This window comes from Arthrobacter sp. PsM3 (assembly GCF_030433895.1).
In the GTDB taxonomy this organism is placed as follows: domain Bacteria; phylum Actinomycetota; class Actinomycetes; order Actinomycetales; family Micrococcaceae; genus Arthrobacter.
The window spans coordinates 76,137-88,603 of record NZ_JARUXE010000003.1 but is presented as its reverse complement, the minus strand read 5'-3'; the positions used below and the strand labels follow the sequence as shown (position 1 = coordinate 88,603).

The 12,467-nt window shown below is 68.5% G+C and carries 14 protein-coding genes; 8 read left to right on the top strand and 6 right to left on the bottom strand.

Annotated features, from left to right (window positions below):
- Positions 1-269: 269 nt before the first annotated feature.
- Complete coding sequence (locus tag QCD75_RS02200; protein WP_301225287.1) at positions 270-1,175, top strand: spermidine synthase; 906 nt, start codon at positions 270-272, stop codon at positions 1,173-1,175.
- Here QCD75_RS02200 and QCD75_RS02195 read toward each other — a convergent pair.
- Positions 1,161-2,069, bottom strand: a complete 909-nt coding sequence (locus QCD75_RS02195; protein ID WP_301225285.1) for a LysR family transcriptional regulator — start codon at positions 2,067-2,069, stop codon at positions 1,161-1,163. The two genes, QCD75_RS02200 and QCD75_RS02195, sit on opposite strands and share 15 nt — an antisense overlap.
- 141 nt (positions 2,070-2,210) lie before the next feature.
- Here QCD75_RS02195 and QCD75_RS02190 point away from each other — a divergent pair, with 141 nt between their 5' ends.
- A complete protein-coding gene (locus QCD75_RS02190) occupies positions 2,211-2,960 on the top strand; it encodes a 3-hydroxybutyrate dehydrogenase (protein ID WP_301225283.1) in 750 nt (249 codons plus the stop codon).
- Positions 2,961-2,971: 11 nt separating this feature from the next.
- On the opposite strand, the gene QCD75_RS02185 is transcribed toward QCD75_RS02190, so the two are convergent.
- From QCD75_RS02185 to QCD75_RS02175, 3 genes are all read right to left on the bottom strand, one after another.
- Complete coding sequence (locus QCD75_RS02185; protein WP_301225281.1) at positions 2,972-3,220, bottom strand: helix-turn-helix domain-containing protein; 249 nt, start codon at positions 3,218-3,220, stop codon at positions 2,972-2,974.
- A 17-nt stretch (positions 3,221-3,237) separates the two neighbouring features.
- Positions 3,238-3,429 (bottom strand): hypothetical protein, encoded by a 192-nt coding sequence (locus QCD75_RS02180; protein WP_301225279.1) that lies wholly within the window; start codon positions 3,427-3,429, stop codon positions 3,238-3,240.
- 260 nt (positions 3,430-3,689) lie between these two features.
- Positions 3,690-4,343 (bottom strand): LysE family translocator, encoded by a 654-nt coding sequence (locus QCD75_RS02175; RefSeq protein ID WP_301225277.1) that lies wholly within the window; start codon positions 4,341-4,343, stop codon positions 3,690-3,692.
- Positions 4,344-4,609: 266 nt separating this feature from the next.
- On the opposite strand from QCD75_RS02175, the gene QCD75_RS02170 reads away from it, so the two are divergent.
- Positions 4,610-5,578, top strand: a complete 969-nt coding sequence (locus QCD75_RS02170; protein WP_301225275.1) for an NAD(P)-dependent alcohol dehydrogenase — start codon at positions 4,610-4,612, stop codon at positions 5,576-5,578.
- A gap of 207 nt (positions 5,579-5,785) precedes the next feature.
- Here QCD75_RS02170 and QCD75_RS02165 read toward each other — a convergent pair whose 3' ends face one another.
- Entirely contained in the window at positions 5,786-6,124 is a 339-nt protein-coding gene (locus tag QCD75_RS02165) for a hypothetical protein (protein ID WP_301225273.1), read from the bottom strand.
- A 275-nt stretch (positions 6,125-6,399) separates the two neighbouring features.
- Between QCD75_RS02165 and QCD75_RS02160 the strand changes: the two genes are divergently transcribed.
- The 4 genes from QCD75_RS02160 (at position 6,400) to QCD75_RS02145 (ending at position 11,196) form a co-directional block, all read left to right on the top strand.
- The gene (locus QCD75_RS02160; RefSeq protein ID WP_301225271.1) at positions 6,400-7,242 is read left to right on the top strand and encodes an IclR family transcriptional regulator; all 843 of its coding nucleotides are present in this window, start codon (positions 6,400-6,402) and stop codon (positions 7,240-7,242) included.
- A 267-nt stretch (positions 7,243-7,509) separates the two neighbouring features.
- Positions 7,510-9,207, top strand: coding sequence for a urocanate hydratase (locus QCD75_RS02155; protein WP_301225269.1), 1,698 nt, complete (start codon positions 7,510-7,512; stop codon positions 9,205-9,207).
- Between the two features lie 9 nt (positions 9,208-9,216).
- A complete protein-coding gene (gene hutH, locus QCD75_RS02150) occupies positions 9,217-10,809 on the top strand; it encodes a histidine ammonia-lyase (RefSeq protein WP_301225268.1) in 1,593 nt (530 codons plus the stop codon).
- 150 nt (positions 10,810-10,959) lie between these two features.
- Entirely contained in the window at positions 10,960-11,196 is a 237-nt protein-coding gene (locus QCD75_RS02145; RefSeq protein WP_301225266.1) for a hypothetical protein, read from the top strand.
- A gap of 84 nt (positions 11,197-11,280) precedes the next feature.
- Here the strand turns inward: QCD75_RS02145 and QCD75_RS02140 are convergent, their stop codons facing one another.
- Complete coding sequence (locus QCD75_RS02140; protein WP_301225264.1) at positions 11,281-11,781, bottom strand: cupin domain-containing protein; 501 nt, start codon at positions 11,779-11,781, stop codon at positions 11,281-11,283.
- Positions 11,782-11,847: 66 nt separating this feature from the next.
- Between QCD75_RS02140 and QCD75_RS02135 the strand changes: the two genes are divergently transcribed.
- The gene (locus QCD75_RS02135; protein WP_301225262.1) at positions 11,848-12,465 is read left to right on the top strand and encodes a TetR/AcrR family transcriptional regulator; all 618 of its coding nucleotides are present in this window, start codon (positions 11,848-11,850) and stop codon (positions 12,463-12,465) included.
- The last annotated feature ends 2 nt before the right edge of the window (positions 12,466-12,467 follow it).

Genomic DNA, 12,467 nt, shown 5'->3' with positions numbered 1-12,467 from the left:
CCAGCCACTCCGTCTTCACTCGGTGGGCAGATCAGGGCGGATGTGCGACGCCGGGGCGCCCTGATCTGCCCGCGCGACGCGAACGACGCCGACGCGGGCGCCGCGAATGTCGCCGACGCCCGTCCCCCCGAACGACGCCGACATCGACCCAGGCGCCCCGAATGACGCAGACCCTCGCCGCTCGTGCCCGGCGCCAGGGCTCAGCCGCGGGTGAAGCCCGCCCGACCGGTGAACTAGGCTTGAAACATGAACAAAACGGTCGGTGGCTGATGGCGAAGCGGGGCAGGGCTGCCAGCCGGAGCACCACCGAAAGGACTGCCGGAGTGGTGGATCTGCCGAAGGGCAGCCGTCCCGAGGGGCCCGTGGAGGGCGTCTACTACATCGACACCGGTGACTGCGAGCTGATCGCTGACCAAGACAACTCCAACGGCTGGCTGCTGCGGATCAACGGCGTGATGAGTTCGCACATCGACCTGGCGGATCCGTTGTTCCTCGACTTCGAGTACATGCGCTGGATCTCGGCCCTGGTGGAGTCGCGCTGGCCGCGGGAATCCAGGCCGAAGCTGCGCGCCCTGCACCTTGGCGGCGGAGCATGCTCACTGGCGCGCTACTTCCACGCCGCCTACCCGGAGGCCCGCCAGGTGGTGGTGGAACTCGACGGAAAGCTGGCGGAATACGTCCGCGGCTGGTTTGACCTGCCAAAGGCGCCGCTGATGCGCCTGCGCGTGGGGGAGGCCCGCGAGGTGACTGAAAGCCTGACCCCGCAGACCCGGGACCTGGTCATCCGCGACGTTTTTGCGGGCTCGCTGACGCCGCGGCCGCTAACCACGAGGGAGTTCAACGAGCACGCCAGGCGCGTCCTGGCTCCCGGGGGGATGTACGTGGTGAATTCCGGCGACGCACCGGACCTGAGGAATGCCCGCGAGGACGCCGCCACCATCGCGGACGCTTTCAAGCACACCGCGATCATCGCTGATCCGGCCATGCTCAAGGGCCGGCGCTACGGGAACATGATCATGGCCGGCAGCGACATCCCGTTCGACGACGACCCCGGGCTGGCGCGGCGCCTGCTGGGCGGCGCGGTCCCCGCCCACATCTGGAATGACGCCAAGGTCCGGGCCTTTGCTGCGGGCGCCCCGGTCCGCCATGACCCGGAGGTTCTACCCGCGGGCTGAACCCCGGCCCAGGAGCGCCTCACGGTGGGCTTTCGTCTGTTCGCGCAGGGCCTGCACCACTGCCGCGACGGCGGGGCGGCGCATGGAGTCGGGCCGCAGCACCATCCAGTAGGGCAACAGTTCGGCGAACTCCTCCGGCAGCAGCCTGACAAGGTCCGGATGCAGGTCCGCCGCGAAGCACGGCAGGAAACCGATCCCGGCGCCGGCGCGGGTCGCCTCGACGTGGACGAAGACGTTGGTGGAGCTCAGGCCATCCCGCATCGTCGGCACCAGACGGCGCGGGGCATCCAGATCGTCCACCTGAAGCATGGAATCCACGAAGTAGACCAGCGAATGGGTGGTCAGTTCCTCGACGGTTGCGGGGGTGCCGTACTCCGCGAGGTAGTCGCGGGAAGCATACATGCCCAGCATGTACTCGCCGAGCCGGGCCGCAGCGGCTCGGTGCACCTGCGGTTCACCGACCACCACTTCGATGTCCAGCCCGGAACGCTGTTGGAGCGCCCGCCGCGTCACGGTGATGATCTCGACGCTGAGGCCGGGGTGGTTCCGGCGCAGCCTGGTCACCGCGGGGGCTGCGATGTAGGCGCTAAAGCCGTCCGTTGCGGTCATCCGAACGACGCCGGTGATCGGGTCCGGAACCCGGCCGGGCTCTTCGAGGGTCCGGATCGCCGCTTCCACCCGTTCGGCCACCTGCACGGCTTCCGCGCCCAGATCCGTGAGCTCCCAGCCGCCCGAGGCGCGGGACAATACCCGCCCGCCCAGGGCCTTCTCCAACGCCGCTATCCGGCGCGACACGGTGGTGTGGTTTAGCCCCAGGGATTGCGCGGCCGTGGTGAACTTCGCGGAGCGGGACACGGCCAGGAGCACCAGCAGGTCATCCGGGTTTGCATTCATATCTGCAATTCTGCACATACGGGGTGCCTGTTTGACCATTGAATCGCCAACTTTGTGCGGCAATACTCAGTGGAGTTGCTCAGTGCTGTGCATCGCACCTCCTCTGGGCCGTTGACGACCGCGAACTTGAGGAGTGCAGACATGGAGAGCAGCTTGAACGGGCGTAAGGCCCTGGTGACCGGCGGAGCCGGCGGAATCGGCGCGGCCAGCGTGCGCGCGCTCGCGGCCCGGGGCGCCAAGGTGGTGATCGCGGATGTGGATGAGGCAGCGGCGTCAGCCCTCGCCGACGAGGTCGGCGGCACCTGCTGGGCGGTCAACCTGCTCGACGTCGAATCACTCGAGGCCGTCAGCCTGGACTGCGACATCCTCGTCAACAACGCCGGCATCCAGCGAATCAGCCCGATCGAGGACTTCGACCCGGCCGACTTCCGCCGCATCATCACGCTGATGCTGGAAGCGCCGTTCCTGCTCATCCGCGCCGCGCTGCCGCACATGTACGCGAACAACTTCGGCCGGATCATCAACCTGTCATCCGTGCACGGGCTCCGCGCCTCGCCGTTCAAGAGTGCCTACGTGTCGGCCAAGCATGGCCTGGAAGGCCTGAGTAAAGTTACGGCACTGGAGGGCGGCTCGCACGGCGTCACTTCCAACTGCATCAACCCCGGCTACGTCCGGACGCCGCTGGTCGAGTCCCAGATCGCGGATCAGGCCAAGGTGCACGGGATCCCGGAATCCGAGGTGCTCAGCAAGATCATGCTGACCGAGGCCGCGGTGAAGCGCCTCGTCGAGCCGGAGGAGGTCGCTTCCCTGGTGGCCTGGCTGGCCTCCGACCATGCCGGCATGGTCACCGGCGCAAGCTACACCATGGACGGCGGCTGGTCCGCACGTTGACCAACCACTGATCAATCGCTTGGCTTGTCGTCGCCCTTGTCCTGGTGGTCCTGGTGGTCCTGGTCCTGGGTGGCCGGCTCGGTTGAGCGGCGGATGTAGTCGTTGACAGCCTCCTCTGGAACCCGGAACGAACGGCCCACCCGGACGGCCGCGATGGCGTGCGCTTTCACCAGCCGGTAAACGGTCATCTTGGACACCCGCATTGCAGCGGCGACTTCCGCGATGGTCAGGAAGTGGGAGGACACATTCGCTGAGCTCATGTCTTCGGGCCCGTCCACTATTCTGGGTACCGGAGTTGCCGGTAGTCGTAGAAGACGACGTGCCCGGGGCTGTTGCCGGCTGTCCGGAGGCCAACGAAGGGGGCCTCAATCACGTCCACCGTGCCGAGGTGCCGGCCGTTGAACGGATCATCCCCAATCAGCACTTCCCCCAACCGGAACGGAATCCTCGGCGTTCTGACGAGGCTCACCGTGTTCGAAAGTAGGCGGGCCACGCGGCGTCGCTGGTGTTGTGCCTGCGGAGATACTGGGAACCCCATCGGAACCACTCCTTCGGAACTGTGCCACTCGGACAGTCGACAGGTTCCGGACCAGCTTTGGGAGGGCTCCCAAGCCAGCTTCCCCGGCCGTTCCAATACCGCCGTGAAGCAACTGTAGCCGCCAGCCCCTTTCGTCACACGAGTAACTTCTACCCCTGCGGGACCGGGGACCACTTGGGACGCGGCGCGGACTACTTGCCGGACGGAGGTTCCGCGACATTTCCGACGAAGGCAAGCGTCCCGCCGAGTGCAACCATCATCACGCCCCCGGTCGTGCCCAGCGCGGCGATCCGCCGGGGCGAGCTGGCGAACCAGTGCCGCGCCGTCCCGGCGATCAGGGCCCAGCCGCTGTCCGAGGCCAGGGCGATCGCGAGGAACAGGGCGCCCAGCATCGCGAGCTGCAGCGGAATGCCGCCGGCCGAGTAGTCCACGAACTGGGGCAGCACGGCGACGAAGAAGACAATCGACTTGGGATTGGTGGCCCCGACGATGAACCCTTGCCGGAGGATCTGCCAGGTCGACGCCGGGCGCGGTTCCCCTGCCGCCGTCGGGACCCCGCCGCGGTGCCGGATGGCCTGGATCCCCAGGTAGATGAGATAGGCCGCACCGGCGAACTTGACCAGGCTGAAGAGCAGCACGGACTGGGCCAGCACCACTCCCACCCCCAGCGCCACCGCGGCGATCTGCAGCAGCTCCCCGGCGGCGTTGCCCAGCACGCTCAGAAGCCCTCCCCGGCGGCCCAGGGCGAGCGTCCGTCCGATCACGAAAAGCACGCTGGGTCCCGGTACCGCGATCAGGAGGAGGGCCGCGAGGGCAAAGGCCAGCAGGTTGGGAGCGGGGACCATACCTGAGTTTAACTCCGCCGGGGAGCCTCCGGCAGATCCCGCCGGCGTCCCTACGCTCCCGCCGGAACCTGCGGGAGCCGCGAGGTTTCGTCGGCGAGTTCGGCCCAGGCCCGGGCCCTGGTCGTGGACCCATAGCGCCGTCCCGTGTCTTCGATTGCAGACAAACCCCGCACCGCGGGAGGAGGTGTTGTCCTAACGGATGGGCGTCAGGCGTGGTAGAACCGACCCGGGGCTGAAACTCCATCCGACAGTGAAGGTGATGCATCATGAAAGCCATCGTCCAGGACGTGTACGGCTCTGCGGCTGCGCTGGAGTTGCGCGACGTCGACACGCCGGTGCCCGGGGACAACGACGTGCTGATCCGGGTGCGCGCCGCCGGCGTCGAGCAGGGGGTCTGGCACCTCATGACCGGATTGCCGTATCTGACGCGTGCTTTCTTTGGGCTCAAGGCGCCCAGGAACCCGATCCGCGGCCGGGAAGTCGCCGGCCGGGTGGAGGCGGTGGGGCGGAACGTCGTCGGGTTCCGTCCGGGGGATGAGGTCTACGGGACAGCCGAGGGAACCTTTGCCGAATTTGTCTGCGCCAAGGAAGCCAGGATCGCCAAGAAGCCGGTGAGCTCCAGCTTCGAGCAGGCCGCCGTCGTTCCCATCTCCGCCACCACGGCGCTGCAGGGCCTCCGGGACAGCGGCCGGCTCCAGCCAGGGCAGGACGTCCTGATCATTGGCGCCGGCGGCGGGGTGGGTTCCTTTGCCGTTCAGCTCGCCAAGGCGCTCGGAGCGCAGGTCACCGGAGTGTGCAGCACTGGGAAGTTGGAGCTGGTCCGGTCAATCGGTGCCGATCATGTCATCGACTACAAGCACGACGACTTCGCGGACGGGGCGAGGCACTTCGACCTCATCCTGGACACGGCCGGCAACCGCCCGCTCGCAGTCCTGCGGCGCGCGCTCAAACCCCGGGGAACCCTGGTGATCGTCGGAGGCGAAGGCGGCGGCCGATGGACCGGAGGGTTTGAGCGCTCCCTCCGGGCCTCGATACTCTCCCTTTTCGTAGGCCAGAAACTCAAGGGCCTGATGGCAACGGAGCGGCAGGAGGACCTTCGCTTCCTCGCCCAGCTCATCGACGCCGGCTCCCTCACGCCCGTCATCGATAGGAGCTATCCGCTGGGCGACGCTCCGGAAGCCATCCGGTACATGCATGACGGCCACGCCCGCGGCAAGGTGGTCGTGACGGTCTGAGGCGGCCGTGCGGGCGCCGGCCGGCCCGGCGCCATGCCGGACGCCGTTCCGGGCGCCGGCGGGCCCGGACTCCGGCGCGGGGAGTCCGTCGCGGGTTCGAACTAGACGGACCCGCCACGTGCCAGCCGGTCACGGTCTGCCAGGTAGGCGGCGTTGCCGCGCAGGGCCACCTCATGTCAGGACGGATCCTGTCCTGAGGCCATGCGCTCAGCCGGTCTGCTGCACCGCGAGGACAACGATCGCGGCGTTGATCCCGAGCCCGATCAACCACCAGCGGTTGAAGGTCAGCAGCAGCAGTCCGGCCGAGACCAGGGCGCCCGCGACCGTCACCGGAATCCACCAGGATGCATCCCCGATCAGTCCCAGGCCGCCCAGCCCGAGGATCACGGCGGCCAGCATCGCCAGCACGGACGCCGGCCGTCGGACGTCGCCGGCTAACGGCGAATGGCCGACGTCGAACGGCGCCTTCTCGTCCGGCTTCGGCAGCCAGATGGCCAGATGCACCAGGCCGTGGGCAATCACGAACAACCCCGCAATCCAGCGCATGGCGGCCCTCCTTGCGTCCCGGCCTTGTTTCCCGGCCGACGCGTCCATGCAAGCACCGCCGTGGCGGTGCGGCAAGGGGCGGAAGCCCCTCCGGCTCTGGGCCGTTTCCGATTCCGGCGCAGAAGCACCTCCGCTTCCGGCGGCGGAAGATAGGGGGAAGCGGGGCAATTGTCCGGTATTCCAGACATTGCGGGGCGGGCCGGGCTGTCCGGGACGCCGGCCCGGGCGCATGCTTAAGTACGGGATACCGGACACGCACTATTTGAAGAGGATCCATGCCTGCCACCAGCACCACCGCGCCTGCCGCCGCGGCAGCGCCCAAAGCCGCCCCGCCCAAGGTGGCCTCCAAGGTGCCGGCGGCGGAAAATACCCTGCGCATCCTCAAACTGCTGGCCTCGAAGCGGGGGCCGATGGCGGCGTCGAACATTGCCACCGCGCTGGGGCTGCCGCGCTCCAGCGTTTACCACCTGCTTGGCGTGATGGAGGCCAACGGCTTTGTGCTGCACCTCCACGAGGAGCAGCGCTACGGGCTGGGGATCAGCGCCTTCGAGCTCAGCTCGGCGTATTCGCGGCAGGAGCCGCTCTCCCGCCTGGGCCGGCCGATGCTCGCCTCGCTGGTGGATGTGATCGGCGAAAGTGCACACCTCGCCGTGCTGCACGGCCGCGATGTGCTCTACATCGTTGAGGAGCGGGCCAAGAACCGCCCCTCACTGGTGACCGACGTCGGCGTGCGGCTGCCGAGCCACCTCACCGCGAGCGGGCGGGCCATCCTCGCGGCGCTGCCGAAGTCGCAGGTCCGGGCGCTGTACCCGAACGCGGCGGCTTTCACTGCCCGGCACGAGACGGAGTCGCCGATCATGAAGTATTCGGCGCTGTCCTCGCATCTGGACCAGGTCCGGCAGCGCGGCTACGCCACCGAACACGGGGAGGTCACGCCCGGCTTCGGCTCGATCGCCGCCGCCGTCACCGACCACGTGGGCTGGCCGACTGCCGCCGTCGCCGTGACCTTCCTGGAGGACAAACTGCCGGCGGAGGAATGGCCCGCCCTGGCCGCCCGGGTGCAGAAGGTCGCGGACGAACTCTCGGTCCGGATCCACGGCCGCCCCCAGCCCAACTGACCGGCCACCCACTTCCCACCCCCACCACCTCCAACCACCCACTCCGTCCCCCTGGTTGCGCTATCACTTATGGTGCTCACCGGCACGTTTTAGCAACCGGAAGTGACAGCGCAACGTGGGGGAGGGAAGGCTGCGGGAGCGTCTGGAATCCCGGACAGCACCCGCCCGCAGGCCCTGTTTCCGGGGCCGCCCACAGGCTTTAGTTGATACAGGACCTCATTCCCCTCAAGCCCGTGCTTGACCAACCAATACACGAAGGAGCCCCTCATGGCACCCGCCGATTTCACCACCGGTGCCCGCCCGGTCAAAGCAGCCCGCGGCACCGTGCTCACGGCCAAGAGCTGGCAGACGGAAGCCCCGCTGCGCATGCTCATGAACAACCTGGACCCCGAGGTTGCCGAACGCCCCGATGACCTCGTCGTCTACGGCGGCACCGGCCGCGCCGTCCGGTCCTGGGCGGCGTTCGACGCGATCACCCGCACGCTGGAGACCATGGAAAAGGACGAGACCCTGCTGGTCCAGTCCGGCAAGCCCGTCGGCGTGTTCCGCACCAACGAATGGGCGCCGCGCGTGCTGCTGGCCAACTCCAACCTCGTCGGCGACTGGGCGAACTGGCCCGAATTCCGCCGGCTCGAGGCCGAGGGCCTGATGATGTACGGGCAGATGACCGCCGGGTCCTGGATCTACATCGGCACCCAGGGCATCCTGCAGGGCACCTTCGAGACCTTCGCCGCGATCGCCCGCAAGCTCACCGGGGACGAGGACGGCACTCTTGCCGGCACCCTGACCCTCACCGGCGGCTGCGGCGGCATGGGCGGGGCCCAGCCGCTCGCCGTCACCCTCAACGACGGCGCCTGCCTGATCGTCGACGTCGATGAAAGCCACCTGCGCCGCCGCCTCGGCAAGCGTTACCTCGACGAGGTCGAAACCGACCTCGACACCGCCATCGCCAAGGTCATGAAGGCCAAGGAAGAACGACGCGGCTGGTCCGTGGGCTACGTCGGCAACGCCGCCACGGTCTTCCCCGAGATCCTGCGCCGCCACAACGCCGGTGAGCTCACCGTCGACATCGTGACCGACCAGACCTCCGCGCACGATCCACTGAGCTACCTGCCCGAAGGCATCACCGTCGCGGAATGGCACCGCGAGGCCGCCGCCGACCCGGAGGGCTTCACCAAAAAGGCCCAGGCCTCGATGGCCAAGCACGTCCAGGCCATGGTCGAGTTCCAGGACGCCGGCGCCGAGGTGTTCGACTACGGCAACTCCATCCGCGACGAGGCGCGCAAGGGCGGCTACAACCGCGCCTTCGAGTTCCCCGGCTTCGTCCCGGCGTACATCCGGCCGCTGTTCTGCGAGGGCCTCGGCCCGTTCCGCTGGGTGGCGCTCTCCGGCGACCCGGAGGACATCGCCGTCACGGACAAGGCCATCAAGGAACTTTTCCCCGACAACAAGCACCTGCACCGCTGGATCGACGCCGCCACCGAGCGCGTCGAATTCGAGGGCCTGCCGGCCCGGATCTGCTGGCTGGGCTACGGCGACCGCGCCAAGGCCGGGCTGCTGTTCAACCAGCTGGTCAGGGACGGCAAGGTCAAGGCGCCCATTGTGATCGGTCGCGACCACCTCGACTCCGGCTCCGTCGCCTCGCCCTACCGCGAGACCGAGGCCATGGCCGACGGCTCGGACGCCGTGGCCGACTGGCCGCTGCTCAACGCCCTGCTCAACACCGCCTCCGGCGCCACCTGGGTCTCCATCCACCACGGCGGCGGCGTCGGCATCGGCCGCTCCATCCACGCCGGCCAGGTTTCGGTCGCGGACGGTACCGACCTTGCCGCACAGAAACTCGAACGCCTGCTCACCAACGACCCCGGGATGGGTGTGATCCGCCACGTCGACGCCGGCTACGACCGCGCCGTCGAAGTCGCCAAGGAACGCGGCGTCCGCATCCCCATGCAAGACAAGAACTAGGACTTCACCATGACTCTCACCACGCACTCACCGCTCACCGTCACCCTCGGCTCCAGCGGCGTCACCCCCGAGGACGTCGTCGCCGTCGCCCGCCACGACGCCCGGGTGACCATTTCCCAGGAAGCCCTCGACGCCGTCGCCAAGGTCCGGGCCCACATCGACGCCCTCGCCCACAGCGAGGTCCCGGCCTACGGTATCTCCACCGGCTTCGGGGCGCTGGCCAACCGGCACATCCCCGAAGAGCTGCGCACCCAGCTGCAGAAGTCGCTCATCCGCAGCCACGCCGCCGGCATGGGCCCGGCCGTGGAACGCGAAGTGGTCCGCGGCATCATGTTCCTGCGCGCCAAGACCCTCGCCTCCGGCCGCACCGGCGTCCGGCCCGTCGTGCTGCAGACCATGGTGGACGTGCTGAACGCCGGCATCACCCCGGTCGTCCGCGAATTCGGCTCGCTGGGCTGCTCCGGCGACCTCGCACCCCTCTCGCACTGCGCCCTCGTCCTCATGGGCGAAGGCGAAGCGACGGGCCCCGATGGCGAGCTTTACGGCGCCAAGGGCGCTCGTACCGTCGCCGAGCTCCTCGCCGGGCACGGCATCGAACCCGTCACCCTGGCCGAAAAGGAAGGCCTGGCCCTCGTCAACGGCACCGAGGGCATGCTGGGCATGCTGCTGATGGCCATCGCCGACATCCGGCAACTGCTTACGACGGCGGACATCACCGCGGCACTGAGCGTGGAGGCGCTGCTCGGCACCGACCAGGTGTTCCTGCCCGAGCTGCACGCGGCACTCCGCCCGCACCCCGGCCAGGCCGCCTCCGCGGACAACATGCTCCGCGTCCTGTCCAATTCCCCGATCGTGGCCTCGCACCGGATCAACGACACCAAAGTCCAGGACGCGTACTCGCTGCGCTGCGCCCCCCAGGTGGCCGGCGCCGTCCGCGACACCGTGGACCACGCCGCCATGGTCGCCTCCCGCGAGCTGGCCGCCGCGATCGACAACCCGGTGGTCCTGCCGGATGGCCGGGTCAGCTCCAACGGCAACTTCCACGGCGCCCCGGTCGCCTACGTGCTGGACTTCCTGGCCATCGCCGTCGCGGACCTGAGCTCCATCGCCGAGCGCCGGACCGACCGGATGCTGGATCCGGCCCGCTCGCACGGGCTGCCGGCCTTCCTGGCCGCGGACCCGGGCGTCGACTCCGGCCTGATGATCGCCCAGTACACCCAGGCCGGGCTGGTCTCGGACAACAAGCGGCTGGCTGTCCCGGCGTCGGTGGACTCGATCCCGAGCTCCGCGATGCAGGAGGACCACGTGTCGATGGGCTGGCACGCGGCCCGCAAGCTCCGCCGCGCGGTGGAGAACCTGCGCCGGGTCCTGGCGATCGAACTCGTGACCTCGGCGCGGGCGCTGGACATCCGCACCCAGCTCTCCGGCGGCGAGCTGACCCCCGGGCCCGCCGGCGCCGCCGTGATCGCCGCGCTGCGCGACGTCGTCGACGGTCCGGGCACGGACAGGTTCCTTGCCCCGGAACTGGAAGCGGCGGACGCCCTTGTCGCCGCCGGAACGGTCCGGGCGGCGGCCGAATCCGCCGTCGGAATTCTGGCCTGAGGGAAAACAAAATGCAATTTTGCTGAACAATTTCCGGCGCCTGGGAAATAGTCGGCAACATGGCCAGCGGAGGCCCGGGAACTGTAGTAGAAATGGAAAGTCACACCAATGAAGTTGTGACAAAGAACATATACAAAGGGGTAGAAGTTCATGAAAGCACGCGGGACGGTTATGTCCAGACGCATGGCATCCACAACCACGGTTTCCGACTGGCGGAGCCTGAAGGCCGGCGATCCGGTCGAAATCCTCAAGCATGCGCAGGTTTTGGCGGCCGGCGAAGTCGAGGAAGTCTCGTTGAGCGGCAATGTCCTCTGGCTGGTGCCGGCGGTACCGTCTGAGACCGAGCTCTTCCTGAAATCCGACGGCGTGCAGGTGCGGCGCAGCTAGCCGCACCCGGTCCCACCAGAAAGTCCCTGCCCTGGCCGGCGGGGACTTTCTGCGTTCCGGTGCCCGTTGGACGGTACCGCTCCGTTAGCGCGGAGCAAACGGGGGCGGCCCCAGCAGTTCGATTCCGCCGTTCCGGCGCGCGGACTCCTGCACCTTGCCGAAGTCCACGGGGCCGGTCCCGGAGGGATCCCCGTCGGCGAGTGGTGTGCTCGCGTCCCAGTAGAAGGCCTCGCAGCAGCCGGGGGTGTGCAGGCAGAGCATCCGCGCGGACCCGGAAACCACCATAAAGGCGTGCGGAACACCCCGCGGCGCCACGGCCAGGCCCCCGGCTCCGATCCGGTGTTCGACACCGTCCATGTGCATGATGATTTCGCCCTCGAGGATGTACATGGACTCATCCGAATCGGGGTGCGTGTGCAGCGGCGTCATCTTGCCGCCGTCCATCCGGTCCTCAAACAACAGGAAAGCGCCGCCGGTCTCGGCCGCCTTGGCCTTCCAAGTGTGGACGCCGCCGCCGAAGAACCAGCGGCGCTCGCCCTGTCCTTCCGCGCGGATGATGGCTGCAGGGCTGCTGACCGTTTCCATGGGATCGCCTCTTAGATCGCTTATGGGACACTCGTCCCATCACAAGACTGATGTACCATAAAGTGCATGTCAACCCCCTATCAGGATGCCGGCCGCACCGGCCAGAAGCGCCGCACCCTTGAGGCGCTGGTGGCGGTTGCCCGGGAAGCGGTCGCGGCGGGGGAGACCCCGACGGTTGACAGCACGGCGGCAGCGGCCGGCGTGGCGCGGAGCACCGCCTACCGCTACTTCCCGAGCCAGCGGGAGCTCCTCGCAGCCGCCCACCCGGAAACTGCCAGGAAATCGCTGCTGCCGGCCGACGCACCGGAGGACCCGGAGGCGCGGCTGGACGCCGTCGTCCGGGAATTCACCCAGCTGATCGTGACCACCGAAGCCCAGCAGCGCACGATGCTGCGGCTCTCCCTGGACCCGGACCCGGCGGAGCCGGCACTCCCGCTGCGCCAGGGCCGGGCGATCGCCTGGATCGAGGAAGCCCTCAATCCCCTCCGGGACAGGTTCTCCGCGCCTGAGATCCGTGCCCTGGCCCTGGCCGTGCGCAGCGCGACCGGAATCGAGGCCCTCGTCTGGCTGACCGATATAGGCGGACTCTCGCGGGAGCAGGCCATGGAGTCGATGCGTTGGTCCGCGCGGGCCCTGCTCCAACAGGCCCTCGCCTCCGGGCCCCCGCCGGGGGTCCAGCGCTGACG

What these genes read in the sequence shown, in the direction of transcription:
- QCD75_RS02160 (WP_301225271.1), top strand. Translation starts at nt 6,400, where the DNA reads ATGCCTGCCACCAGCACCACCGCGCCTGCCGCCGCGGCAGCGCCCAAA.
- QCD75_RS02185 (WP_301225281.1), bottom strand. Translation starts at nt 3,220, where the DNA reads ATGAGCTCAGCGAATGTGTCCTCCCACTTCCTGACCATCGCGGAAGTC.
- QCD75_RS02165 (WP_301225273.1), bottom strand. Translation starts at nt 6,124, where the DNA reads ATGCGCTGGATTGCGGGGTTGTTCGTGATTGCCCACGGCCTGGTGCAT.
- QCD75_RS02200 (WP_301225287.1), top strand. Translation starts at nt 270, where the DNA reads ATGGCGAAGCGGGGCAGGGCTGCCAGCCGGAGCACCACCGAAAGGACT.
- QCD75_RS02145 (WP_301225266.1), top strand. Translation starts at nt 10,960, where the DNA reads ATGAAAGCACGCGGGACGGTTATGTCCAGACGCATGGCATCCACAACC.
- hutH (WP_301225268.1), top strand. Translation starts at nt 9,217, where the DNA reads ATGACTCTCACCACGCACTCACCGCTCACCGTCACCCTCGGCTCCAGC.
- QCD75_RS02170 (WP_301225275.1), top strand. Translation starts at nt 4,610, where the DNA reads ATGAAAGCCATCGTCCAGGACGTGTACGGCTCTGCGGCTGCGCTGGAG.
- QCD75_RS02175 (WP_301225277.1), bottom strand. Translation starts at nt 4,343, where the DNA reads ATGGTCCCCGCTCCCAACCTGCTGGCCTTTGCCCTCGCGGCCCTCCTC.
- QCD75_RS02140 (WP_301225264.1), bottom strand. Translation starts at nt 11,781, where the DNA reads ATGGAAACGGTCAGCAGCCCTGCAGCCATCATCCGCGCGGAAGGACAG.
- QCD75_RS02135 (WP_301225262.1), top strand. Translation starts at nt 11,848, where the DNA reads ATGTCAACCCCCTATCAGGATGCCGGCCGCACCGGCCAGAAGCGCCGC.
- QCD75_RS02155 (WP_301225269.1), top strand. Translation starts at nt 7,510, where the DNA reads ATGGCACCCGCCGATTTCACCACCGGTGCCCGCCCGGTCAAAGCAGCC.
- QCD75_RS02190 (WP_301225283.1), top strand. Translation starts at nt 2,211, where the DNA reads ATGGAGAGCAGCTTGAACGGGCGTAAGGCCCTGGTGACCGGCGGAGCC.
- QCD75_RS02195 (WP_301225285.1), bottom strand. Translation starts at nt 2,069, where the DNA reads ATGAATGCAAACCCGGATGACCTGCTGGTGCTCCTGGCCGTGTCCCGC.